Origin of the sequence: Roseimaritima sediminicola, assembly GCF_009618275.1 — a bacterium.
Classification (GTDB): Bacteria; Planctomycetota; Planctomycetia; order Pirellulales; family Pirellulaceae; genus Roseimaritima; species Roseimaritima sediminicola.
Genome location: NZ_WIAD01000004.1, coordinates 98585 through 123257, shown reverse-complemented (window position 1 = coordinate 123257; position 24673 = coordinate 98585). Strand labels below are relative to the sequence as shown.

The 24673-nt window shown below is 64.3% G+C and carries 17 protein-coding genes; 7 read left to right on the top strand and 10 right to left on the bottom strand.

Annotated elements, in window-relative coordinates:
* The first annotated feature begins 106 nt into the window (after positions 1 to 106).
* Genes GE027_RS04030 through GE027_RS04020 form a run of 3 tightly spaced genes read left to right on the top strand, consistent with a single transcriptional unit; the run spans position 107 to position 3770 of the window.
* Positions 107 to 439: a MazG nucleotide pyrophosphohydrolase domain-containing protein gene (locus tag GE027_RS04030; protein ID WP_153555897.1), complete on the top strand. Its 333-nt coding sequence runs from the start codon at positions 107 to 109 to the stop codon at positions 437 to 439.
* On the top strand, positions 436 to 2814 hold the full coding sequence (locus GE027_RS04025; RefSeq protein ID WP_153555896.1) for a hypothetical protein: 2379 nt from the start codon (positions 436 to 438) through the stop codon (positions 2812 to 2814). Before GE027_RS04030 ends, GE027_RS04025 begins: the two co-directional genes overlap by 4 nt.
* Positions 2815 to 2831: 17 nt before the next feature.
* On the top strand, positions 2832 to 3770 hold the full coding sequence (locus GE027_RS04020) for an ABC transporter ATP-binding protein (RefSeq protein WP_153555895.1): 939 nt from the start codon (positions 2832 to 2834) through the stop codon (positions 3768 to 3770).
* A 516-nt stretch (positions 3771 to 4286) separates the two neighbouring features.
* On the opposite strand, the gene GE027_RS04015 is transcribed toward GE027_RS04020, so the two are convergent.
* The 5 genes from GE027_RS04015 to ilvD all read right to left on the bottom strand — a co-directional run bounded on the left by GE027_RS04015 (position 4287) and on the right by ilvD (position 13115).
* Positions 4287 to 5987, bottom strand: a complete 1701-nt coding sequence (locus tag GE027_RS04015) for a vWA domain-containing protein (protein ID WP_153555958.1) — start codon at positions 5985 to 5987, stop codon at positions 4287 to 4289.
* A 16-nt stretch (positions 5988 to 6003) separates the two neighbouring features.
* Positions 6004 to 7428, bottom strand: coding sequence for a magnesium chelatase (locus GE027_RS04010; RefSeq protein WP_153555894.1), 1425 nt, complete (start codon positions 7426 to 7428; stop codon positions 6004 to 6006).
* 76 nt (positions 7429 to 7504) lie between these two features.
* A complete protein-coding gene (locus GE027_RS04005; protein WP_153555893.1) occupies positions 7505 to 10186 on the bottom strand; it encodes a hypothetical protein in 2682 nt (893 codons plus the stop codon).
* A gap of 96 nt (positions 10187 to 10282) precedes the next feature.
* Positions 10283 to 11263 (bottom strand): TIM barrel protein, encoded by a 981-nt coding sequence (locus GE027_RS04000; protein ID WP_237607248.1) that lies wholly within the window; start codon positions 11261 to 11263, stop codon positions 10283 to 10285.
* A gap of 172 nt (positions 11264 to 11435) precedes the next feature.
* Positions 11436 to 13115, bottom strand: a complete 1680-nt coding sequence (gene ilvD, locus GE027_RS03995; RefSeq protein ID WP_153555892.1) for a dihydroxy-acid dehydratase — start codon at positions 13113 to 13115, stop codon at positions 11436 to 11438.
* 139 nt (positions 13116 to 13254) lie between these two features.
* On the opposite strand from ilvD, the gene GE027_RS03990 reads away from it, so the two are divergent.
* On the top strand, positions 13255 to 13908 hold the full coding sequence (locus GE027_RS03990; protein WP_153555891.1) for an HAD family hydrolase: 654 nt from the start codon (positions 13255 to 13257) through the stop codon (positions 13906 to 13908).
* Between the two features lie 253 nt (positions 13909 to 14161).
* Complete coding sequence (locus GE027_RS03985; RefSeq protein WP_237607247.1) at positions 14162 to 15757, top strand: Ppx/GppA phosphatase family protein; 1596 nt, start codon at positions 14162 to 14164, stop codon at positions 15755 to 15757.
* A 60-nt stretch (positions 15758 to 15817) separates the two neighbouring features.
* Here GE027_RS03985 and GE027_RS03980 read toward each other — a convergent pair whose 3' ends face one another.
* The 3 genes from GE027_RS03980 to GE027_RS03970 all read right to left on the bottom strand — a co-directional run bounded on the left by GE027_RS03980 (position 15818) and on the right by GE027_RS03970 (position 18363).
* Complete coding sequence (locus GE027_RS03980; RefSeq protein ID WP_162006567.1) at positions 15818 to 16075, bottom strand: DUF4404 family protein; 258 nt, start codon at positions 16073 to 16075, stop codon at positions 15818 to 15820.
* Between the two features lie 84 nt (positions 16076 to 16159).
* Positions 16160 to 17413, bottom strand: a complete 1254-nt coding sequence (locus GE027_RS03975; RefSeq protein WP_153555889.1) for a threonine/serine exporter family protein — start codon at positions 17411 to 17413, stop codon at positions 16160 to 16162.
* Positions 17413 to 18363 (bottom strand): hypothetical protein, encoded by a 951-nt coding sequence (locus GE027_RS03970; protein ID WP_153555888.1) that lies wholly within the window; start codon positions 18361 to 18363, stop codon positions 17413 to 17415. The genes GE027_RS03975 and GE027_RS03970 overlap by 1 nt, the downstream gene beginning before the upstream one ends.
* A gap of 174 nt (positions 18364 to 18537) precedes the next feature.
* Here GE027_RS03970 and proS point away from each other — a divergent pair, with 174 nt between their 5' ends.
* The gene (proS, locus tag GE027_RS03965; protein WP_153555887.1) at positions 18538 to 20052 is read left to right on the top strand and encodes a proline--tRNA ligase; all 1515 of its coding nucleotides are present in this window, start codon (positions 18538 to 18540) and stop codon (positions 20050 to 20052) included.
* A 1042-nt stretch (positions 20053 to 21094) separates the two neighbouring features.
* Positions 21095 to 21559, top strand: a complete 465-nt coding sequence (gene tnpA / locus GE027_RS03960) for an IS200/IS605 family transposase (protein ID WP_153555886.1) — start codon at positions 21095 to 21097, stop codon at positions 21557 to 21559.
* Between the two features lie 740 nt (positions 21560 to 22299).
* Here the strand turns inward: tnpA and GE027_RS03955 are convergent.
* A complete protein-coding gene (locus GE027_RS03955; RefSeq protein WP_153555885.1) occupies positions 22300 to 23328 on the bottom strand; it encodes a DUF4272 domain-containing protein in 1029 nt (342 codons plus the stop codon).
* Positions 23329 to 23465: 137 nt separating this feature from the next.
* The gene (holA, locus tag GE027_RS03950; protein ID WP_153555884.1) at positions 23466 to 24521 is read right to left on the bottom strand and encodes a DNA polymerase III subunit delta; all 1056 of its coding nucleotides are present in this window, start codon (positions 24519 to 24521) and stop codon (positions 23466 to 23468) included.
* Positions 24522 to 24673 lie beyond the last annotated feature (152 nt).

Here is a 24673-nt window from a genome sequence, read left to right as displayed (position 1 = left end):
GGGTTGGGGCCTGTGTGGGTGCCAGGTCAACAGCCGCGACGATCGCAGCTACAATTCGAACTCTCGTCCGGTCTCGAACGTCGTCCTGAACCCCCCTCCGATGGCCATGTCCTCCGATCCCCAGCCCAACATGTCTGACATCTCGTTCGCCGATCTGCAAGCCAAAATCCGCACGATGTACTTCGACAAGGATGCGGCCCGCGGTGTGGACGGCACGTTTATGTGGTTTATGGAGGAAGTGGGCGAACTCGCGTCGGCTTTGCGCGGTACAGATAAAGAGAATCTTGCCGAGGAGTTTGCCGACGTGATTGCGTGGCTGGTCACGATCGCCAACGTCGCCGACGTCGACCTCTCCCAGGCCCTGATCGCGAAATACGGCCAGGGATGCCCCGGCTGTGGGCGGCTGGAATGCACCTGTCCCGTAGAAGAAAAACCGTGAATCGCTTGTCGAGCTTTGCTTCTTGGTCGCTGTGGCGAGCCGCGCTGCATCTGTGGATGCCTGCCGTGTTGGCGGTGTGCGCCGGTGGAAGTGCCGGAGCGGTGGACGCCGCAGTCGAGAACCCCGACAGCGACCCATCCGGTACCCGTGCAGCCGCCGGTTCCGACGCTCCGGTCTCCGTCGAAGTGGCTTTCGACGGACAGTATCGGCTGGGACAGTGGACGGCCCTGCGCGTCGAACGCTCCGGCTACGACGGCCCCCTGACCCTGGAGACGATCGACGGTGACGGGGTCCGCGTTCGCTACGTCGACGACGCGGCGACGAGCCATCAGGACAATGCCAGTGCCGCCGCAGGCAACCAAGTCGACGAAAACAACCAAGTGGACGAAAGCAACGACGCGGTCCCCGCACGACTCGCGGAGGATTCGGCTTGGCGATACGTGGTGTGCGGGGCGGCCTCGGCGCCGCTGTGGGTCCGGGACGATCGAGGCCGCTTGTTGGTCAAGACGCGCTTTCCCGACCAACCCATTGCGATCGAACAACGCCGGGTGCTGATTCTGGGCGACCCGATGGGGATCGACGAAATCGGCAAAAACGAATTGCTGGGCCGGGATGCCAAACTGGCGACGACCGTCGTCGAAGATGTCGACACCTTGCCCGATCACTGGCTGGGATACGATTCGGTCGACACGCTGGTCGTCACCGCCACGGCTTGGCCGTTGCTCGAACAGATGGACGAGAGGGTTCGCGATGCGATCCTGACTTGGGTGCGTCGCGGTGGCCGTGTTCTGGTGACCATCGGGCAAAGCGGCCCGGAGGCGTATCAGCACAGCCGGTTGATCCGCGAATTAATTCCGCTGCAGGACGTTCCGCTGCTGCAGCAGATGGAGCCCGCACCGATCGAAGCTTTCATTAGTGCCCAGCAGCGGCTGGACGTTTTTCCGGCCGCCGTGTTACCGCTCGGCGGTGCCCAGCCGATGTTGATTGGCCGGACGGTCCAGCGTCGCTCTCTGGCCGTGGCGATGCGATACCAAGCGGGACTGGGCGAGGTCTTGGCGGTGGCGGCGGACCTGGACCGGCCTCCGTTCGCGGCGTGGCCGTCGCGGACCGATCTGTTGTTGGAGTTGATGCCGGACCTGGTTCCGGCCGCCCGCGAACCCTCGTCTCGCGGACGCCGCTCGGACACCCATTACAACGACCTGGCCGGCCAGTTGCGAGCTACGCTGGATCGTTTTTCGGCCGCCGGTGCGGTGCCGTTCAGCGTCATCGCGGTGGGGCTGTTGGCTCTGTTTCTGGTGATCGGGCCGCTGGATTATCTGTTGATCAATCGCTGGTTGAAGCGTCCTCTGGCCGGTTGGGTTTCGTTCCCGCTGGTGATCCTGGTCTGCAGCGTCGCGCTGATCCTCTGGGCGCGTCGCGGCCAGCAGTCTCCGGCGCAGACCAATCGCATCGAATTCGTTGACATCAATGCGGTCGAAGGCGTCGGCCGCGGCTACCGGGTGGATTATCTGTACACGCCGCGGGCCGAGCGCTTGGATGTGGGGTTGGAGGTAGAACCAGGGTTTGCCGCGGCGCTCGATGGACCCTTCGACAACGGTCCGCTGCTGGCGCCGTTCGCGTATTCGGGAGCCACCTTTGGCGGGGTTCAGATCGCCGTCGAAGACCAGCGACTGCCCGCCTATCAGGTGCGGATGCGGCGTAGCGGAGACCGGCTGCAAAGCCGCGCGGTGGACGTGCCGATCGCCGCCGGCGGCAGCAAAGGGTTTGACATGCGGTGGACGTTCTCGTTCGCTTCCTCCGCCCGGCAGGGCTTGTGGCGACGACGCACCGAGCTGGCCGGACGGCTGGAAAACCCGTTGCCGGTGGACATTCTCGACGGCATGCTGCTGGACCGCGACAAGGTCTACTTCCTGCCCTCGCGGTTTCGCGCCGGGGCCACGATCGCTCGCGTCGAGGAATTGCGGCCCCGCGTGCTGCGTTGGTTCCTGACCGGACGCAAGAGAACCGAGGACGCGACGGTCAGCGAACGGTATGACCCGGCCGACGATACCGATCTCAGACGCGTCAGCGAGATGCTGGGTTTCTACCGGATCGCTGGCGGAGAATCGTACACGGGACTGCTGAACCGGCCGCTGGGCGAGTTGGATCTGAGCGGCATCGTGACCGACCGGCGAGCGTTGTTGATCGGGCGTCTGGAACAGCCCACCACGCGGCTGACCGTGCGGCAACACGGCGGCAACGTCCAGAGCGACGGCGAGAGCGACAGCAGCGACAGCGCGGGTGGCGAGGGCGACGCGCCGGTGGTCCAGCCGCAGCAGGAGGTCAGCGTGGTTCGCATCCTGCTGCCGATACTTCAGGATCGACCCGAGAACTAACAAGGGAAAGCAACAACGTGATCAAGACCGTCGACCTGACCAAGAAGTACGGCGAATCGTACGCCATCAAAGCCATCGAACTGGATTTGGCCGAAGGCGACCTGTTCGGCTTTATCGGTCCCAACGGGGCGGGCAAGACGACCACGATGCGGATCATCGCTACCTTGCTCGAGCCCAGCTGGGGCGAAGCCTATGTGTGCGGCCACAGCGTCCACACCAAACCCAAGGAGATCCGCCGCCTGGTCGGATACATGCCGGACTTCTTCGGCGTGTACGACGACATGACGGTGGTCGAGTACCTGCAGTTCTTTGCTTCGGCGTATCGGATCAACGGCGAAGACCGCCGCCGCCGCGTCGACGAGATGCTGGAGGTGGTGGACCTGGACTTCAAACGCGACGCCTTTGCCAATACGCTCTCACGCGGTCAGACCCAGCGATTGGGGCTGGCGCGGACGCTGCTGCACGATCCTCAAGTTCTGCTGCTGGACGAGCCGCTGTCGGGGCTGGACCCGCGAGCCCGGATCGAGATGCGGAACCTGCTGCGGCGGCTGGGCCAGATGGGCAAGACCATCATCGTCAGCAGCCACATCCTGCCCGAGCTGGCCGACATCTGTAACAAGGTCGGGATCATCGACCGCGGCGTGTTGAACGTCAACGCGGACGTGGAAGAAGTCAAACGCCGGGTTCGCGAGCACATCGTGTTGGTGATCCATCCCGAACAAATCACCGACCTGGAACGGATGGAAACGGTTTTAAGCGGTCACCAGAAAGTGCAGGGCGTCGAACGCGGCGATAGTTCGGTTCGCGTGATTCTCAAACCCGGTGTCAGCCAGTACAGCGACCTGCCAAGCCTGTTGATCGAGCAGGGCATCCCGCTGAATAAGTTCAGCGAAGAAGAACTGGATCTCGAAGCCGCCTTCATGGCCCTGACCAAGGGTACGTCGCAGCGGATGTAACCGCCCGCAAGGGCGGGAGGGCCACACTCGTAGCTGAAGTCGCCAGGCTTTGGTTGTTGGTTGTTGGTTGTTGGTTGTTGGTTGTTGGTTGTTGGTTGTTGGTTGTTGGTTGTTGGTTGTTGGTTGTTGGTTGTTGGTTGTTGGTGGCAAGTATTTTCGATGCGCGCAAAAAACGTTTGCTCCCCTCTCCCCCGAAGCCTGGCGAGCCTAAGCGAGTCAGGCTTCGGGGGAGAGGGGCTGGGGGTGAGGGGGGCCGGTGCAATCGTATGTTTTTGTCACGGGGAGGTGTCAGGCGCAATGGATCTTTGCATCGACAGCCTTGAACCCCGCTATGGTTGCAACACCGTGGGGCTTGCTCTCTTGTCCCCCTCACCCCCGACCCCTCTCCCCCACGGCTTCACTCGCTGACGCTCGCGGCGCCGTGGGGGAGAGGGGAGGAAATGGTGTTTGGGTTTGCCAATTAGGGTTGAATCGCCCCTCGCCCCTCGCCCCTCGCCCCTCGTCACTCGTCACTCGCTACCCAATCACATCTCGCCGATTGTTGACATAATCCCAGACCACAAACCTGTCCAAATCCTTGCCGCTGGTGAAGAACACGCGGCCGGTTGTCGACTCGGCCAAGCGGTACGCAAAACGGATGTCTTCTTCGCTCTGCGACCAACTGGGGATCAGAAAAATATTAATCGTGATCCCCTCGCGGTGACACAGCATCCCCTCGCGCATCGTGGCCTGTTCGGTGCGCGGGTGGGGCGGGTACAGCATGTACAGCTCGGACTGTTCAAAGTGCGCTGTGGGCAGGCCGTCGGTGATCAGGACGATCTGCTTGTTGGGCGTGTCGCAGCCGACCATCGCCTGGCGAGCCAGCTGCAGCGAGTGCTGGATGTTGGTGAAGTGCGGGTGGATCTGGTGTTCGCTGATCTGGTCGTCGCTCATGTCGGCCATCAACTGGACCCAGGGGTCGTGGATGGTGACCGGTTTGGGCATCATCTCGATGATCTCGCTGGCGGAGCGCAGTTTGGCGAACGTGTACATCTCGATGAACCGGAGGAAGTCGCCCGGGTACTCGCTTTGGATTAATCCCTGCAGCGCCAGCGCCATGCGTTTGACATTGATGTACTGGCCGTCGTAGCGCATCGAACCGCTCATGTCCATGATCACGGTCGTGGCGCACTTGGGGTGGTTGCGCGTCTTGTGCACCACGATGTCATCGCTGTGCAGCCGCAGCGGTCGCTGGTCACCCTGGCGCAGCAGGGCGTTGATCACCGTTTGCGGGATGTCCATGTTGGCGACGCTGTCACCGAACTCGTACGGCTTGGTGCGCTGCATTTCGACCGCGCCTTCGCCGACGACTTCGCCTTCGTGCCGGCCGGTGCGCGAGGGCTGGAGGTCGCTGAAGATGCGTTCCAGCAGGCGGCTTTGAAAAATCTTGTAGGCGGCCGGCGTCAGGCGAAAACCCTTGCCGTCGCCTTTGGATTCGAGGCCCTGACGCTCGGCGTGTTCGCGGAGCAGGTTCTCGACCTGGCGGCGCATCTCTTCCAGCCGTTCCATGTCGCCGGGCTGAGCGAATTCGCTCATCAGGTCCATGTCGATCAAGCCGATCTGGGCGTTCTTGGCCGCCTCCTCGAGCTGTTTCAACAGCTCGTCGATCTTCTCCAGTTCCTCCTTGACCTCCAGGGCCTGGGGAACGGACATCGATTCGTGGCCGCTGAACTCGTACTTGCTGGCCAGTTCCTGGACCTGATGCTGGTCGGTCATCCGCTGCAGGACGCCCAGCAGGCCGCGAGCTAGGGCGCTGTTGTCGTCGCCGGCGCGGTACCACAGCCGTTCCAGCTCGTAGGGCTGCTCGGCCGCGATGGCCAACTGGTAACTGGCCGCAAACCGCTTGGGAACCTGCAACTGCTTGGCGGATTTCTGAAACGCGCGGCGCGCCTTCTTTTCGACGGCGTGCGTTTCATAGCGCTCGAGGATCTTGCGTTTGCGTTCCTCCAGCATTGCCCGCAGCATATCCAGGCTGGGGCCCATGCCGGCGATCTGGCTGGGATCCAGGCGGACCGCGCGGGCCAGTTCCTCCTCGGTCAGTTCGCGGTAACTGCCGAACATCATGGCATGTTCGAACGCCGGCGAGACCAGGTCCGGGGGCGGCTGCGTCGGACTGGGGAAGCGGCCCGGATCGAATTTTTGATAGGCGTGAATGATGCCGCCGGGACGGGACTTCATGCCCTCTGTAGGTCGCTTATTCAAAGTCGTACTCGATCTTGCCATGTCGCTCGGAGCGGCTGATACGGTCCAGGCTATACAGTCCGGCCAGGACGAATTCCACACACGAAGCCCGCACGGCGTCGCTTTCGGCCGCGTTGACTTCGAAGGCTTTTTCCCAGACCGGCGGCACCCGCTGCAGCCGCTGGGCATAGTGGCTCGAGGGCAGCATGTCGCCGACTTCCACGCGCACGCCCTTGCTGAAGATCTCGCCGATCTCGCCCAGCCCGTGTTCCTCGACATAGCGTTGGAAGACCGTGCCGATGGCCGTGGCGACGACCGCGTCCAGGACCTGCCGTTCGCTCATCTGATGGCTGCCCATCATGTCCAGTTCCAGCTTGCCCAGCGAGCTGCTGTACAGGTGCCCCAGATCGCTGATCCGCGGCACCGCCGGACGCTCGTCGAGCAGCACGGCGCGGTGCCGGGCGCTGGCGACCATGGTGCGGAAGTTGGCCAGCGAGAATCGCGCCGAGACGCCCGAGGCGTGGTCGATGTACTTGCTCTGCCGGGCCTGATGCGTGATCTCCTCGACCAATTCGTACATAAAGTACGGCACCTGCACCGGGTAGTCGCCGTCCAGGTCGATCGCCGCTTCCTGGCGGAGGATTTCGATGCCCTGTTCGCGCTCCTTGGGGTAGTGCGTTTGAATGATCGAACCGATCCGGTCCTTCAACTGTGGGATGACCTTGCCCGAGCGGTTGTAGGTACTGGGGTTGGCCGAGAACAGGATCATCACGTCCAGGTCGAAGCGGATCGGATAACCGCGGATCTGGACGTCGCGTTCCTCGAGGATGTTAAACAGACCGACCTGGACCAGATCGTCCAGCTCGGGCAGTTCGTTCATCGCAAAGATGCCGCGGTGCATGCGGGGAATCAACCCGAACGACAACGCTTCTTCGGCGCTCATGCTGACGCCGCCGGTCAATTTGGCCGGGTCGATCTCGCCGATGATGTCGGCGAATTTGGTGCCGGGGCTGAGCCGTTCGGCATAGCGTTGGTGTCGCGGCCACCAGGCGATCGGCAGGTCTTCGGGATCCCGCTCGCGAACCAAACGCTTGCCCAGCGACGTGATCGGCTGGAAGGGATCCTCGTGCAGCGGCAGGTCCGGGTGATCGAGGTAGGGGACCCAGGGATCGAGAAAGCGGGTCAGCATCCGCATGATCCGGCTCTTGGCTTGCCCTTTTTCGCCAAGGAACAGCATGTCGTGGCCCGACAACAGGGCCAGATTAATTTCCGGGATGACCGTGTCGTCGTAGCCGACGATCCCGGGAAACAGTTCGTCGCCGGCGGCGAGTTGGCGGATGAAATTGGCGCGGATTTCCTGTTTGACGGTTTGCGATTGCCAGCCGCTGTCACGTAGTTCGGCCAGGGTCGATGCTTGCGGAGAGGCGATAGCGTTCATGCGGGCAGAGAACAGGTGGGGAGAGCGTAACGAAGGGACGTGTGTGCATTATAGCGCGAGGCAAGGTGGGCCCAGCCTAACGGTTGCGGATCAGATTGATTCGCACCGGCGAGGGCAGGGCGGCCGCGGCCGGCGGAACCTGCAGGGGCAGCCTGTCGCCGCTCTGGTCGTCCTGGACGATCAGGAAGGTCTGCGCCAGCTGGGGGGCGGAGAGTCGCCAGAACACGTGGTGGGCGCCGGCGGGCAAGTCGACCGAGGCCGATTCGCCTCGGACACCTGGGACCAGCGCCTGGGTCTTGCCGTCCACACGGATTAATTGCCCGCCGCCCGCTGGAGGTGCCTTGGAAACGACGATGCGAACCGTGCTGGCTTTGTCCAGCCGCAGCGTCCCCTGAAACTCCAGGACGAACGGCGCGGGCGGTTTGCCGATCGCTTGGAAGATCCGCGTCAGGACATTCTGATCGATCGCCGAACCGGGCTCGTAACGGATCAGCACGCCCTGGTCCTGGCCGCCGACCAATAACCGGCCCGCCATGCCTGCGGCGGGCAAGCCCTGAGCAGGCTGGCCCTGAGCGGGCTGGCCCTGGGGGGCCATGCCCGCGGCGGGTTGCCCCGCGTTGGCCGCGGCGCCGGTGGAGTCGGGCGACAGCAAACTGCCGAGCTCCTCACGCAGCTGGTCCCGACGTTTTTCCAGTTCCAAGGCGTCCAGGCCCGCCGCCGTTTCGGCCGCCTTGACCAGCAGGTCGTAGGCGTGCACCCGCACCGAATCGCTCATGCGGCCGCGCAGCCGTTTGCCGGCCTCCAGCCAGATGTCGGCGATCTCCATGGCTTCGCTGGCCGAACGGTCCTCGCTGCCGATCCAGACGATCTCGCGAGTCGCCGCTTGCGCCAGCCGGGGATCGGAGGACTGTGCCAACCAAGCCAGGCCGCCGGGCCAGTCGCGTTGCATCAGGCAGCGGTAGCGGCCCACCTGGGTGGCGTCGGTTGCCGAAACGTCGTCCAGGGTGTGCGAGGCCAGGATCTGCCGCGTGGCCTCGGCCAGACGACGCATGATCACGATCGAATCGCGACGCTGGGTCAGCCGCACCCGCAGGTCCGCGTCGTTGACCTTGCCCAAGGATGGCAACACGGTGCGCGTCAGTGCCGACGCGGCTTCGAATTGTTCGCTCCGCAGGTAGCGTTCGCTGCAGTACAGCACCCAGCCGACCAAGCGGCGGTGTTCGGTCATCTGCTCGGCGCGGTCGACCATCCGCCCGGTAATCGTCTGCGTCAGATCGATCGCCGATACCTCGAAACGCTGCTGCAAGGCGTACAGCAACTGGGCCGCGCGGTCGTAAGCTCCCAGGGCGATCAAGCGTTCCACAGCGACTTCGGTGATCACGAATCGATCGGCCGAGCCCTCGGGAGCGTTTTGATGCATGTCCAACAAATCGTCGACCGCCCGGTGGCGACCGGCATCGGTGACCGCGACCGGTCGATCGGCCAACAGGCGTTCGAGTTGTTGGCGGCTGGCCGTGCGCGCGGCCGCGTCCGGAAGCGGAGTGCGGCGGTCGACGTCACCGGTCGCCGCAGCGTTCTCGCGCTCGGTCTCGATGTCCCCGGCGGGCTGGCCGCTGGTTGCCGGTTCGCGGGCCGGTTCGCTCGGCTCGGGTTCGCTCGGCTCCGGTTCGGTGGGTTCCGGTTCGGTGGGTTCCGGTTCGGTGGGTTCCGGTTCGGTGGGTTCCGGTTCGGTGGGCTGGGGAGCCGCAGGTTCGGGAGCCGCAGGTTCGGGTGTGGCAGGTTCGGGTGTGGCAGGTTCGGGTGTCATCGCGATACGGGGAGCTTCGGCGGAATCGTCCGGCGAGGCGGCCTCGGCTTCCGCAACCGGTTCGGCCCCGCCCGCGGGCTCGCGTACGGCGTCCACCAACGCCTGCCAGCGGGCGACGGTTTCATCCAGCGACAGCGATTCCGAATCGCGCGAGGCCGGGGTGCGGTGGTTGTCGTCGCCAGCGGCGCCAAAGTCGCCGGCCGTCTGGGCCTCGCGATCACGGTTCTCCAAATCACCGTCCACGGCCGCACCGCCGGCAGGCGCAGCCGAGGCGCCGGTGTTCGAGGAGCCGGCGTTTTGGAGTGCGGGTGCGGGTGCGGGTTTAGGTGCCGGTTCAGAATCAGGCGTGGATTCAGCCGCAGGTTGAACCGGTGCGGGCTGTACCGGTACCGGTCCGGTGTTCTTCGGGCGGTCGGCCACGGTATGGAAGTGGATTTGGCGAGCCAACAGCATGCCGACCAGCAAAGCCAACAGCAGCGCACCCCAGATGACTCGCTGGCGGGCGTAGATCATCCAGCGTTCCAGAAACAATTGCCACTGCGAGGGCAGCGGGGCGTCGGGGTCGGGAAAGCTGGCTTGCCCGGTCGAGAGCGACTCGTAGGCTTGGGCGCCAAACCCCAAGCGGGGGCGGGCCGACAGGCGAGGTTGTTTGCGGCGGGCGCGCGGATGCAGCCACCGCGATTCGATCGGCGGGATCGGTTCGGTCTGCGACAGCAAGGCGCGTTCGGTCGCCGTTACGCGGCGCCGCGGGTCGAGCACTTTATACAGCGTCACACATAGATCCGTCACATCGGCCTCGGTTCCGTTGCCGCGGGCTTGTTGATGATGCAGTCGTTCCACTTGCCGAGCGGCCGCCTGGCGAATGATTCGTGGGCGGGCTTCGTTCGGACGCAGTCCCAGACGGCTGAAGTCTTGGGCGGCAGAATGCGGTTCCAGGGGATCAATGCTCATCGAACGATGCTGCGATAATGATTGGCTCGCCAACAACACGCCTCTCCAAAGGGTTCAAGCCGCCACGGCTCCCACGGCCGGGGCCGCCGGCGACGCTCACACGTCGCACACCGAAGCGGCATGCCTGAGGGCCGCCACCGGATCGTCCCAGGTCGGGATGAATTCTTGAGCCAGATAGCCCTTGTAACCGGTTTCCAGGATCGCCCGGATCACCGGTGGATAGAAGATCTCCTGCGACGTGTCCAGCTCGCCCCGACCGGGACAACCCGCCGTATGGTAATGCCCGATGATCGGGCTGTACTGCCGGATTCGGCGGATCAAATCCCCGTGCATTACCTGGACGTGATAAATATCAAATAACAACTTGAACCGTGGCGAATCGACCGCTCGGATCAGATCCGCACACAGCTCCAGGTCGTCGCCCCAGTAGCCCGGATGGCCCTTCATGGGGTGCGAGTCGTCGCGGGTGTTCAGGTGTTCCAGGACGATGCCCACGCCCTTTTCTTCGGCATAGGGAAGCACGCGTTTCCAGCACGCGACGCAGTTCTTCTTGGCCGCCGCTTCGCTGATCCCGGCTTTGGTCATGCCGGTAAAGGTGATCACGTTGGGGGCCCCGTAGCGGGCGGCCAGGTCGATGCCCTCGCGCAGTTTGGCTTCCACCATGGCGTGGTTGTCCGGATCCAGCGGTCCGTTGGCAAAGCCGTGGCTGCCGGTCAGCGAGATTTTCAAGCCCATTTGGGTGACCTGCGGATACGCCTCGGCCGGGATCCCTTCCATCGCTTCGATGCCGATGTCCAGGCAGTGTTTGGCCAGCGTCACCGCGTCCATGGGCTGGAAACACCACCCCATCACCGATTGGCGGATCCGGCCGCGGACCACGCCCGGAGCTTCGGCGGCAGCGCGGCCGGCATTCTCCGCGTTGCCGGCGGGTTGTTGGGCGGGTTGTTGGGCGGGCGCAGAGCGGCCTGCAGCGGCGGCCAGCATCCAGGCTCCGGCGGCCGAGGCCAAGCCACCGCGGAGCAGGTCGCGGCGGGAAACGGTGAGGCGGGATGCGGCGGCGGTCACGCGACGGTTCATTCGGACGGTTCTCACACGGCAGGGAGCGGATGCGATGCGCGGACCGGTCCCGCACTTTCCTCGCGCCCTTTATGGTACTCCATCGAGCGTCTACGCGTTCAGACGCTCGCCGCCGACGGGCAGTTCCCGCCAAAAATCGTCGTCTTCCACCGCCCCGGCTCTGCTGTGTGGGTTACTCGTCGGTCACGCAGCCTTCGCTGGCGCTTTTGACGTTCTTGATGTACTTGTACAGCGTTCCGCGAGTGGCTTTGAGGGCCGGAGCGACCCATTGGCTGCGGCGACGCTGCAGCTCCGACGGGTCCACGGCCACGTCCAGGGCGTTCCTTTCGGCGTCGATCGTGACCGTATCGCCGTCCTGAACCAGGGCCAGAGGCCCGCCCTCTTGGGCTTCGGGCGTAATGTGTCCGACGATGAAGCCGTGTGAACCGCCGGAGAATCGGCCATCGGTCAACAGGGCCACGTCGGCACCCAGGCCGGCGCCCATGATGGCGCTGGTGGGGGTCAGCATTTCCGGCATGCCGGGGCCGCCCTTGGGGCCTTCATAGCGGATGATAACGACGTCGCCTTTTTCGATGCCCTTCTGTTCCAGCGCCGAGAGCATGTCTTCTTCGCTGTCGAACACTTTGGCCGGACCGCTGAAGTGCAGGCCCTCTTTGCCGGTGATCTTGGCCACGGCCCCTTCGGGCGCGAGCGTGCCTTTGAGGATCCGGATGTGTCCCGACGGTTTGATCGGATTGCTGACCGGGCGAACGATCTTTTGGCCCTCTTTCAATCCCGGCAGGTCGGCCACATTTTCGCCCAGCGTCTTGCCGGTGACGGTCAAGCAGTCGCCTTCCAGCAGGCCTTCCTCCAGCAGGTACTTCATCACCGCGGGCGTGCCGCCGATCGAGTGCAGGTCTTCCTGGACAAAGCGGCCGCTGGGTTTCAGGTCTGCCAGGTACGGGATCCGGTCGCTGACGGACTGGAAATCGTCCAGCGTCAACGGCACATCGACGCTGCGAGCCATGGCGATCAGGTGCAGCACGGCATTGGTGCTGCCGCCCAGGGCCATGACCGTGACCATCGCGTTTTCGAACGCCGTGCGGGTCATGATGTCGCGAGGTTTGATGTCGCGCTCGAGCAGCACGCGGATGGCCTCTCCGGCCCGCTGGCACTCCTCGCTCTTCTCGGGGCTTTCGGCCGGGGCGCTGGCCGAGTAGGGCAGGGCCATGCCGAGGGCTTCGATGGCCGTGGCCATGGTGTTGGCGGTGTACATTCCGCCGCAGGCGCCCGCCCCGGGACAGCTGTGCCGGACGATCTCCTGACGCTCTTCGTCGCTGATCTGGCCGGCGAGGTACTGGCCGTAGCACTGAAAGGCGCTGACGATATCCAGTTTCTCGTCCTTGTACGTGCCGGGTTTGATCGTGCCGCCGTAGACCATGATCGAGGGCCGGTTCAGCCGTCCCATGGCGATCAGGCAGCCCGGCATGTTCTTGTCACAACCGGGCAGGGCGATCAGGGCGTCGTACCACTGGCCGCCCATGATCGTTTCGATGCTGTCGGCGATCAGGTCGCGGCTCTGCAGGCTGTAGCTCATCCCCTCGGTGCCCATCGAAATCCCATCCGAGACGCCGATGGTATTGAATCGCATTCCCACCAAGCCGGCGGCCTGGACGCCCTGCTTGACCTTTTCACCCAAATCCAACAGGTGCATGTTGCAGGTATTGCCCTCGTACCACACACTGCCGATCCCGATTTGCGGCTTGTCCATGTCCTCGGGGCTCATGCCGGTGCCGTAAAGCATCGCCTGGGAAGCTCCCTGGCTCTTCGGCTGGGTCACGCGGCGGCTGTACTGGTTAATCGGTGCGTTCATCGCAGTGGTCGCGTTGGTTTGGTCGGTGAGGGTATAAGGTTGGCCGAATCGAAGATCGTAAATCCTGGGCCGTGTTTTGACCAGCACTCGCCAGTCGGCCCCTTTCACAGTCCCCTCGCAGCGCCGGGAGCTCTCTGCTTTGACCCCTTCCGCACCGATTCGGTTCGTGTATTTCGATTTGGGCAACGTCCTGGTGGGTTTTGACCCACAGCGCGGCTGCCGAAATGTTGCTGCCTGGGCCGGTGTTTCCCCCGCCGCGGTGTACCGCGCGGTCTGGGACAGCGGTCTGGAGGACCAGTTCGAGCACGGCCGGCTGAGCCCCGCGGAATTCGCCCGCCAGGTGGTGCGAAATCTGGGCCTCTCGGAATCGCTGCTGGACCGCCGCGGTCAACCGCTGCTGGATCTGTTGAGCGACATGTTCACGCCGCTGCCCGAGATCCTGCCCCTGGTCGAAAGCCTGCGCCGCTCGGGCATCGGCGTCGGTATCCTGTCGAACACCTGCCACGCTCACTGGGACTGGATCCAGCGCCAGCGGTGGCCGGTGTGCTGGGGATGGTCCCAGAAGAACGTGCTGAGCTTTGAGGTCGGACACATGAAGCCGGCGGCGGACATCTACGCCGCGGCCCAGCGGCAGGCGGGCGTGCCGGCCGAGCAGCTGTTCTTTACCGACGACCGAGAAGAAAACGTCGCCGGGGCGCTCGCCGCCGGCTGGCAGGCCGCACCGTTTCTCGGCGCCCAAGACCTGATCCGGCAACTCGAGCGGCGTTTGCCCGAACTGTGCCAGCCGCGATAGGGTCCAGGTTGGCTTTGTTAGGGTCGCTGATCTCGCCAGAGATTGGATGGAGGCGGCGAACAGGTCCCGAGTCTGGCGACTTCCGCTACGGCCAGACCAACCGTGCCGGAGCCGTTTGGACGTTAGCCCCGGTTACTTCACGATGCGTTAGAATGAACCGATTCGGGTGCGAGGGCATTTTTTAGTTTTGAGTGGTTGCATTTGCGTGTTTGGCCTGCCGACGCCCGCTTTTCTTTGACGGAGACCGATCGCCTTGACTACCTCCTCCAGCCGCATGGAAACCCGTGAGGAAGCCGCGTCGACTCCGGCGGCTCCGCCCCAGACCGTGGCCGTGATCGATATCGGGGCGACCAGTATTCGCATGGAGATCGCGCAGATCGGTGGCGACGGTTCCATCCAACCACTCAGCCGCTTGGTCCGTCCGGTGGACCTCGGTAAAGACGCCTTTACCGGCCGGCGTTTTCAGCGCCGCAGCATCGAACAGGCGGTCAAGATCCTCACGTCCTATCAACAGGTGTTGCGCGAGTTCGGCATCCATTCGCCCGAGCAGATCCGGGTGGTGGCAACCAGTGCGGTTCGCGAAGCGGCCAACCGCCTGCAGTTTCTGGACCGGGTGTACATCGCCACCGGTTTGCAGATCGATTCGATCGACGAAGCCGAGGGCAACCGGATTACCTATATGGGTATCCAGCCCCACCTGGAACGCGACCAGACGTTGGCCGCGGCCAAAGCGGTGGTCGTCGAAGTCGGCGGCGGCAGCACGGAACTGTTGGTCGTCCGCGGCAGCAACGTGTTGGCGTCCGAGACGTATCGACTGGGCGCCTTTCGGCTGGCCAAGGCCCTGGAAACGCTCGGCGCGCCGGTGTCCAAGCGGCGGGCGATCATGGAGAACCAGATCGGACGCACCGTGGCCCAGATTCAAGAACAGGTCCGGCTCGACACGCGAGTGGAATTGATTGCGATCGGCGGCGACATCCGCTTTGCCGCCCATTACATCCACCCTGACTGGGACGGCAGCACGCTGGCGGTATTGCCAATCGGTGCCCTGGAACGGTTGACCAATACGGTGCTGGAGTGCGACGAGGACGAGATCGTGCGGCGGTACGGCATCAGTTTTGCCGAAGCCGAAACCTTGGCTCCGGCCCTGTTGACGTACCTCCAGCTGGCCAAGGCCTTCGGGCTTGCGCACGTGCATGTCAGCGACACGAATCTGCGTGATGGCCTGCTGCGAGAGATGGCCGCCCAGGAAAGTCTGACCGCGGATTTTCGCAACCAGATCATCCGCTCGGCCACCACGCTGGGGCGACGGTTCGACTTTGACGAAGCCTTTGCCAAACACACGGCCGAACTGGCCAGCAAACTATTTGCCCAGCTGCGTGACGTCCATCAACTGGACAGCCGCTTCGAGGTCATCCTGCATGTTGCGGCTCTGCTGCACGAGATCGGCAACGCGATCAACGATCGCAGCAACCACAAACACGCGATGTACATCATCCGCAACAGCGAACTGTTCGGGCTGACGCGTCAGGACGTGTTGTTGGTGGCGCTGCTGGCGCGCTATCACCGGCGGGCTTTCCCTCAACCCTCGCACGAACCCTACGGCACGCTGCAGTTGGACCAACGCGTGATCGTCTCCAAACTGGCCGCCATCCTGCGGCTGGCCATCGCCCTGAACGCGTCGCGCAGCGGCCGCGTCAAAGAGGTACGCTGCAGCCGCGAACGCAACCGCATGGTGATCGTCGTGCCGGGCGTGCAGGACGTATCGCTGGAGCAGTTGGCGATGCGGCAAAACCGCGGCCTGTTCGAAGAAGTCTACGGCTGGCCCGTCCTGCTCCGCTCGGGCCGCTAGATCATTCACTGCCGCGAGACCCGACGCTCGCGCGTTCGGCTGGGGCGTCCCGCGTCCGCGCTAAATGCCGATCTGAGCCAGGGCGTCGGCCAGCGAGCCGATGGTGTGGGTCAGGCGCGGATGGGTCTCTTCGAAGTGTCGCGCGGATTCTCGCAACCGCCGCACCAGACCGGATTCCTCCGCGTCGCTGCCCAGCCGTTCCTGGATCTCGTGCAGCGTCTGTTGCAGTTGGGCTTCCTGACTGGCATCCAGTGGCTCGGCCGCTTCCAGTTCACGGTGCAGCTCTCGCAGCAGTCCCGCCAATCGCTCGTTGTTCATCGGGCCGTTTCTCTGTTGGCAAAAGGACGTGATGGGTGGGAGCATTATAACTGGTTTCCACCGGCCAGACCGCATCCGCAGCGGTCACAAAATGCTCTTGGGCGGGAGGATGACGTTGGCCGTCAGGATGCCACCGACAAGCGCCGCGGCGACCATCACCATCGTCCAGGCAAAGTCCAGGCCGGCCAGCGTCTCGTGGTCCAGGAAGGCTGTTAGCGAGCGGTAGCCCAGCGAGCCCGGGACCAGCACGATGATGCCGGGCGTTTGGGAAACCATCGCCGGACGGTCTCGCAGGCGGGCGTACAGATTGCTGCCAAAACCCACGGCCAACGCCCCGCAGAACGCCCCGCCTTCCACGCCCCACACGCTGCCGGTCCAGCGGCTGGCCGCGAATCCGGCCACCGATACCGCCACAATGATCGGCCACTGCGGAAACCGGGCGCGGAAGAAAATCGCAAAGGCCAGCGGCGCCACCACGGCGGCCACCCATTGCCAGTGACTCTCGCCCCGCCACTCCGGCAGCGGCGGCAGCGCGCGCCAGTGAGCGGCCAGGCGCCAAGCCAGGCCCACGCCCAGAGTCATCGTCAGCAGGGACACGGCACCACCGGCCAAGCGGGCCACACCGGCCGACAGATGGCCCACGGCCAGCTCCGTCAGCGCGACCGTGATCCGCAGCCCCGGAATCATCACAATCAATCCCGCCAGGGCCACCAAGCGGTCGTCCAGCGGATAGACCCAGCGGGCCCAGCAGAGGGCTCCCAGGGCCGTCGCAAAGCCCGCCACCGGTTCCAGGAAACCGTGCTCCCAGCCGAAGCGGCGATGCAAGAATTCACAGCCCGCGACCAACAGCCCCAAAGCCGACGCCGCCACCACTTCACCAGCGGTCGCCCGAAACAAGGTGGCCACCGCCGCACAGGACACCGCGCAGGCGAGCGCCGTGGTCCACTCCGGGAAAGGCGGCGGCGCTTCGGCGATCGCATCGAGCCGCTGCCGCGTCTGGGCGACGGTCAACTCGCCCGACTTCAGCCGCTGGAGCACGTTGTCGAATTGCACCAGTTTGTCGACGTCCACCTGACCCGAATCGACCCGCCGCAGGTACGTCGTCTCGCCCTCCCGATCGCGCAGCGAATACAGCAGCGATGTGGGCGTGTAGAGGAATGCGCCTTCCACACCCAGGGACTGCGCCAGCTGTGTCAGCACGCGCTCCAGCCGGTGCGAAGGCGTGCCGTGGCGGTGCAGCAGCAAACCAACCTGAATCAGGAAGTCGCGAATCTCGTCCCGCGAGGCGCTGTGCTGGGCCGCCGCCTCGGGCTCGGTGGTTTCCGTATCCAGTGCCACTACACTTCGATGCGCAGTCGAGCCGGCTCGAGGTCCGGAGAAGGTTTTGGTTCGGCCGGCCGCTGGGGTTCAGCGGGCCGCTGGAGTTCGAGGGGCCGCTGCGGTTCGAGGGGCCGCTGCGGTTCGGGAGTCGGAATCGTCTCGGCCGCCGGCAAGCTGTCGATCGGTTCGAAGGACGGAGACGGCGGCGTCTGGGGCTGAGCTTCGGCGGTGCCGCGGGCCGCATCCCCGAACAACTGCCGCAGTTGCCACTGGTGCAGGTAGCGGCGCGTCGCCGCAAAGCCGTCCAGGTTGCTCAGCCAAGCCAGTTCGGTATTGGCCACGACGCCGTCGTAGCGATCGAGCACTTCGGTCACCGCAGCGGTGTCTTGGGCGGCCGTCAGGTTGACCAATTCTCGCGGCCGCAGAAACTCGCTCCATAGCTCGGCCGAAGCGCGACGGGCCAGGGCGTCGGCGAATCGCTGCGCCGCTTGGTTCAAGCGGGCCGTCAGCTGCGCATCGCTCAGTTCCCCCAGCTCCTCCGGGTCGGTCCGAGCCGCCGTCCAGGGGTCTCGTTCGTTCCGCAGCCGTTCGCCGTAGACGGGTTCGGTGGGGCGGGGCCGAGCGCGGAGACCACGGCGGTCGGCGGAGCTGCCGTCGCTGGGACTGCCGTAGACGGGACTACCGTAGATGGGGCTTCCGTAAACGGGGCTGCCGTAGATGGGGCCACCGTAGCCGGGGCCGCGATACACGGGTCTTGCGTAGCCGTAGCCGGGGGTGTCGACGGCCGTAAACGGGGCCCGCACGCTGGTCGCTCCACCCGGTCCCACATCGACGCTGACCAGTGGCAGACGCAAGCGGAAACCGCCCAGCGGACCGCCGCCCAACCACTGGGCGTACGCGGCCGAAGGGCCGGCCGTCGGGACGGCAAATGCCACGAGCAACAAGCATAAACAGCGGTGGCGAGACATCAAATGACTCTTCTTTTTCAAACGCGAATGAAGCGGGAAACCGGGTCTATTTTCGCACAACAGAAGGAAAAGGCAAACCGATTGTAAGCGTCTAAACGGATCGGCTTGGGGGCGATACAATGCCCCGGCAAAACAAGAACCTCTTTCTCGAAACCCACGTGCTGGAACACTGGTATGGCTAAGGCACCCAAGACCGCGATCTCTCCGATTCGCAGCGAAGACTACCCGGAGTGGTACCAGCAGGTGATCAAGGCTGCGGATCTGGCCGAAGCGTCTCCGGTGCGTGGGTGCATGGTGATCAAACCCTGGGGCTACGCCCTGTGGGAACGCATGCAGCGTGCGCTCGATGACAAGTTCAAGGAGACCGGTCACCAGAACGCCTATTTTCCGCTGTTCATCCCGATGAGCTTTTTGGAGAAAGAGGCCGAGCACGTCGAGGGGTTCGCCAAGGAATGCGCGGTCGTCACCCATCACCGCTTGGAACCGGATCCAGCCGGCGGGCTGCGGCCGGCCGGACCGCTCGAGGAACCGCTCGTCGTGCGGCCCACCAGCGAAACCATCATCGGCGCCAGCTTCGCCAAATGGGTCCAGAGCTGGAGGGATCTGCCGATCAAAATCAACCAGTGGGCCAACGTCGTGCGCTGGGAGATGCGGACGCGGATGTTCCTGCGGACCGCGGAGTTCCTCTGGCAGGAGGGCCACACGGTCCACGCGAGCCGAGAGGAAGCGTGGGAGGAGACCCAGCGGATGGTCGACGTCTACGCCGAGTTTGCCGAGCGCTGGATGGCGATGCCCGTGATCCGCGGAATCAAGACCCCCGAAGAACGCTTCCCCGGCGCCGTGGAAACGCTTTCCATCGAAGCCATGATGCAGGATCGCAAAGCCCTGCAGGCCGGCACCAGCCACTTCATGGGCCAGAACTTTTCTCGGGCCCAGGAGATCCAGTACCAGGATCGCGACGGGAATCTGCAGCACGCCTGGACGACCAGCTGGGGTGTGTCGACGCGCTTGGTCGGCGCATTGATCATGACGCACGGCGACGACGACGGACTGGTCCTGCCGCCGCGGCTGGCGCCCGCCCAGGTCGTCATCCTGCCGATCTACCGCGACGACGCGCAGCGCACCCAGGTCCTCGAGTACGTCGACTCGCTGCGTAAAGAATTATCCGAACAGACGATGGCCGGCGAACGCTTGCGCGTGGAGGTCGACGACCGCGACATGCGCGGCGGGGAAAAGAAGTGGTACCACGTCAAACGCGGCGTGCCGATTCGCATCGAAGTCGGCCCCAAGGATCTGGAAAAGAACGCCGCCTTCGTGACCCGCCGCGATACCGGCAAGAGCCAGGGCATGGACCGCGGTGAGCTGGTCGGATCGATCGCCAATATGCTGTGCGAGATGCAACGCGGCCTGTTCGAACGCGCCCTGAAGCTGCGCGAAGAGAACAGTTGCGAAATCGACAACGAAGCGGACTTCCGCGCCTACTTCACGCCTAAGAACGCCGACAACCCCGAGCTGCACGGCGGCTTCGCCCACTGTTACTTTGCCGACGAGCAGGATCTGCAGCCGCTGCTGAAGGAATTAAAAGTGACGATCCGCTGCATCCCGCAGGAGAGCAACGACGATCCGGGCAAGTGCTTCTTCACCGGCAAACCGGCGGCCCACCGCGGCGTCTTCGCCAAAGCCTACTAACGTGGTCTTCGCGGTCGTAGCTGAACTCGCCAGAGTAGCGACGGCAGGCGGCACGAATCGCGAAGCGATGGTAGGAGATAGCCTCGGACGCAAGTCCGAGGTGGCCAGTCCCCACCACCGCGCGTTCCGGAGTCGCGAAGCGACGGCAGGCGGCACGAATCGCGAAGCGATGGCAGGGGATAGCCTCGGACGCAAGTCCGAGGTGGCCAGTCCCACCACCGCGCGTTCCGGAGTCGCGAAGCGATGGCAGGTGGTTGGCGGACTGACGTCGCTCTGGCCACCTGCCGTCGCTTCGCGACTCTGGGGGCGCGTTGGGCCTGTGACCTGGGACTGACGTCACCAGGCTATCGATTGTCGTTGCTTCGCAACTGGGAACCGACTGCCGTTGCTTCGCAACTCTGGGGGCGCGTTGGGCCTGTGACCTGGGACTGACGTCACCAGGCTATCGATTGTCGTTGCTTCGCACCTGGGAACCGACTGCCGTCGCTTCGCGACTCTGAGGGTGCGTTGGGCCTGTGACCTGGGACTGACGTCACCAGGCTATCGACTGCCGTTGCTTCGCAACTGGGAACCGACTGCCGTTGCTTCGCAACTCTGGGGGCGCGTTGGGCCTGTGACCTGGGACTGACGTCACCAGGCTATCGATTGTCGTTGCTTCGCAACTGGGAACCACCTGCCGTCGCTTCGCGACTCTGGGGGCGCGTTGGGCCTGTGACCTGGGACTGACGTCACCAGGCTATCGATTGTCGTTGCTTCGCAACTGGGAACCGACTGCCGTCGCTTCGCGACTCTGGGGGCGCGTTGGGCCTGTGACCTGGGACTGACGTCACCAGGCTATCGACTGTCGTTGCTTCGCAACTTGGAACCGACTGCCGTCGCTTCGCGACTCTGGGGGCGCGTTGGGCCTGTGACCTGGGACTGACGTCACCAGGCTATCGACTGCCGTTGCTTCGCAACTGGGAACCTGCGTGTATCGCGTTTAGAATGCGTGGATGGTCTTAGGACATCTCATCGGACTTCGTGAAATGGGGGCAGATCCGTTATGTCAACGCACCATGGCATTTTGTTGCATGTTGTTTTTTCGACCAAGCATCGTCGACCATGGTTGAAGCTTGCTTGGCGGGAGGACATGTACGCCTACATGGGTGGGACGCTGAAGTCACACAAGGCGTCGCTGCTGAAGGCTGGAGGGATCGAGGATCATGTGCATTTGTTTGTTCGCACGAATCCCTCCTTCGCGATATCTAAGACCATCCAGATGGTCAAAGCTAACTCCTCGCGTTGGATCACTGACCTGACGTGCCTGCCCGGGAGATTTCAATGGCAACGAGGTTATGGAGCGTTCTCGGTGAGCCAGTCCAGGGCCGAGGCCGTGAAGGATTACATTCAAGATCAAGAAGCTCATCATCGAACCCAGCGATTCGAGGACGAGTACCTTGCGATATTGGCCAAACACCAGATTCCCTTCGACCGAAAGTATGTCTTCGAAGAGGAGATTGTCGGCTGAACAGCCCGGAGTCGCGAAGCGACGGCAGGTGGCACGAATCGCGAAGCGATGGTAGGAGATAGCCTCGGACGTGAGTCCGAGGTGACAGTCCCACCACCGCGCGTTCCGGAGTCGCGAAGCGACGGCAGGTGGCACGAATCGCGAAGCGATGGCAGGGGATAGCCTCGGACGTGAGTCCGAGGTGGCAGTCCCACCACCGCGCGTTCCGGAGTCGCGAAGCGACGGCAGGCGGCACGAATCGCGAAGCGATGGCAGGGGATAGCCTCGGACGTGAGTCCGAGGTGGCAGTCCCACCACCGCGCGTTCCGGAGTCGCGAAGCGACGGCAGGCGGCACAAATCGCGAAGCGATGGCAGGGGATAGCCTCGGACGTGAGTCCGAGGTGGCAGTCCCACCACCGCGCGTTCCGGAGTCGCGAAGCGACGGCAGGTGGTTGGCGGACTGACGTCGCTCTGGCCACCTGCCGTTGCTTCGCGACTCTGGGGGCGCGTTGGGCCTGTGGCCTGGGACTGACGTCACCAGGCTATCGATTGTCGTTGCTTCGCAACTGGGAACCGACTGCCGTTGCTTCGCAACTGGGAACCGACTGCCGTTGCTTCGCAACTCTGGGGGCGCGTTGGGCCTGTGACCTGGGACTGACGTCACCAAGCTATCGACTGCCGTTGCTTCGCAACTGGGAACCGACTGCCGTTGCTTCGCAACTGGGAACCGACTGCCGTTGCTTTGCGACGGGGGCGGAGCTTACGAGGGGATGTCGACGTCGTCCCAGGGGGCGTCTTCGAATCGTACCAGCCAGTTCAGGGCGTGTTGCCGTTCGCTGATCACGCCGCCGTCGATGGCCGCCGGCGGATCTTGCTGGTTTTGATGCGCCTGCCGCGCCGCCCACAGCAGCCGCTGGTGCAGGTCCAGGGCGTCCAGGATCTCCGATGTCTCGCGCAGCTGCGCACCGGCGGCGAACGCTTCATTGATCCGCGGCAGCATCGTCTCCGCCACCACGGGCACTTCACAGATGGTATCGGGAAACGGCAGTTCGGCGTGCAGGCCCAGCGCCCATTGCAACGAGAACAGGGCTTCGTAACGCCACGCCGCCTGCATCACACTCTGCTGGTCCGGCTCGTCCGTGGCCAGGAATTGGTTCTCCTGCGGGCTCAGCGCCGCGAAGGCCAGCGGCGAACGAGCTTGCAGGTTCTCCACCGGGATCGGTTGACCCGAAGCCAGCGACTCGGCGCGGACGGCCACGATGAACAGGGCCATCGCCCGCTGTGCCACCTCTTCGGCCGTTCGCAGTCGCACTTCGCTCTCGGCCACCACCGGGGGCAGGGCAGGAGGCGTGTCGATCAAGCGGTTTCGCAGCAGCAGCTCGCTCTGCGCCTTTCGCTGCCGGGCCTCCGGGGGAAACGGCAGCTGCGCCGCGTCGGCGGGCAGCCCCGTCTCGGGATCGACCAACACGTGATGGTCCGGATCGCGGATCGAACCATCGGGGTAGAACAGCACCGCGTTAGCTCGCCACGCCCACCGGCTGACCGCTTCGCGCTGATCGGCATCGACCTCAAAGGACCACTGGTGTTGGACTCGCTGCAGATGCCGCAGCACCGCGTACAGCGACGCGGTCATCTCGCGCTGGCCACCGGCGGAGACGTAGCCCATGAATTGGTTGAGGTGTTCGGATAGTTCGGCAGCACTGCGGTCGCGGTGGTGCAGGGCGTCGCAGGGAAAGTCGACCGGGGTGGGGGCAAGCAGGGTGCCGTAGGCGTTGATCAGGGTGGTCATGGGAGTCTGTTTGGTTTTCACAGGCTGGAAGCCTATGCCACAGAGTAGCTCGGCTGTCCCAGCCGAGACGTGTGTTGGTTCACGGCTGAGACAGCCGTGCTACTTTTCACAGGCTGGAAGCCTATGCCACTGGGCGGTCAGCGGGTGCGGGCTAGACGGAGGAAGAGTTCTTCGAGGACCCAGCGGTCGCGGCCTTCGCTGCTGTGGCTGCCTTTGAGTTTCAGGTCGGCGGCCAGCAACCACGGCAGGATCTGGCGAGCTCGCTCGCGGCCGAGCTGCTTCAGTTGCTGTTCGGCCTGTTTCAGGTCTTGCGGTCGACCGCGAAAGCCGGCGGTGCGCAGGGCGTCGGACAAGCCGATCCTTCGGCCCCGTTGTTCGGCCGCGTCGACCGCGGCGGTCGTCATGCCCAGCCGCCGCAGGGACCAGGCGAGCTGTGGCAGCAGAGCGATCGGCCGTTGGCCGCTGCCCATCAAACGATCGACGTGCTCGAGGGCCACGGCCGCGTTGCCCGAAGCCGCCGCGTCGATGATCTCCCACATCGTCTTGCCCTGCCAACCGGCCACAACGTCGTCGACCAGGCCATCGGTGATCTCGCCGTCGACCGGCAGGTTGACCGCCAACTTGGCCAGCTCCGTATCCAGCATGCCGATGTCGTCACCGACCAGGTCCAGCAGGCGATCGGTGGCGGTGGAGGTGATCCGGCAGCGATGTCGCGGCGCGATGTATTTTTGCAGGAAGGAGCGTATCCGGCCGTGGTCCGGGCGCGTCGAGCGACCCGACTGGATCGTGGGCGGCTTGCACTGCACCAGCCAGCCCTGTTTGCTGGCCGCTTTGTATAGCCGCGTGTTGGAGGCCAGCGTGTCGATCTCCATCAGCAACCGGCCGGCCTTGCTGGGCGCCGCGACGTAGTCTTCCAATTCGGTGCGGTAGCGTTTGACCAGAGCGTCGCCGCCGCGGACCACGACCATGCGCGGTTGCCCGGAGGAGAACAGCGAAGCGGTCGAGAGGTCGTCGCGCAGATCGCCCCACTGGACCGTGTCGCCCTCGACCTCGCTCTCGTCCTGACCGGCCGACAACTGGGTCCGGCACCAGGAACGCAGCGTGCTGTCGTTGCCGATCAGCAGCACGACCGGCGGCAGCGCCGCTTCCTCGGGCGGTTCGGTGAGAAGATCAAAGGCGTGCAGCAGGGGCATCGAAGGCGCCGAGGAAAGAAGGCAAGGAATGGACCCTGCGAGTATGACCGATCGGGGACGACGAGCAAGTATGAGCCGTTTGGGCGGCGTGGGTATCAGCCGCAACGCGCTAGCGTACGGTTCCGTGTGGTGCGGGATCATCGCGAGGTGTC

Bases quoted from the DNA above. Each gene is read 5' to 3' on its own strand.
- GE027_RS04030 (WP_153555897.1), top strand. From the start codon at position 107: ATGTCCTCCGATCCCCAGCCCAACATGTCTGACATCTCGTTCGCCGAT.
- GE027_RS04015 (WP_153555958.1), bottom strand. From the start codon at position 5,987: ATGAAGTCCCGTCCCGGCGGCATCATTCACGCCTATCAAAAATTCGAT.
- GE027_RS04010 (WP_153555894.1), bottom strand. From the start codon at position 7,428: ATGAACGCTATCGCCTCTCCGCAAGCATCGACCCTGGCCGAACTACGT.
- GE027_RS04005 (WP_153555893.1), bottom strand. From the start codon at position 10,186: ATGAGCATTGATCCCCTGGAACCGCATTCTGCCGCCCAAGACTTCAGC.
- GE027_RS04000 (WP_237607248.1), bottom strand. From the start codon at position 11,263: ATGAACCGTCGCGTGACCGCCGCCGCATCCCGCCTCACCGTTTCCCGC.
- ilvD (WP_153555892.1), bottom strand. From the start codon at position 13,115: ATGAACGCACCGATTAACCAGTACAGCCGCCGCGTGACCCAGCCGAAG.
- GE027_RS03980 (WP_162006567.1), bottom strand. From the start codon at position 16,075: ATGAACAACGAGCGATTGGCGGGACTGCTGCGAGAGCTGCACCGTGAA.
- GE027_RS03970 (WP_153555888.1), bottom strand. From the start codon at position 18,363: ATGTCTCGCCACCGCTGTTTATGCTTGTTGCTCGTGGCATTTGCCGTC.
- proS (WP_153555887.1), top strand. From the start codon at position 18,538: ATGGCTAAGGCACCCAAGACCGCGATCTCTCCGATTCGCAGCGAAGAC.
- tnpA (WP_153555886.1), top strand. From the start codon at position 21,095: ATGTCAACGCACCATGGCATTTTGTTGCATGTTGTTTTTTCGACCAAG.
- GE027_RS03955 (WP_153555885.1), bottom strand. From the start codon at position 23,328: ATGACCACCCTGATCAACGCCTACGGCACCCTGCTTGCCCCCACCCCG.
- holA (WP_153555884.1), bottom strand. From the start codon at position 24,521: ATGCCCCTGCTGCACGCCTTTGATCTTCTCACCGAACCGCCCGAGGAA.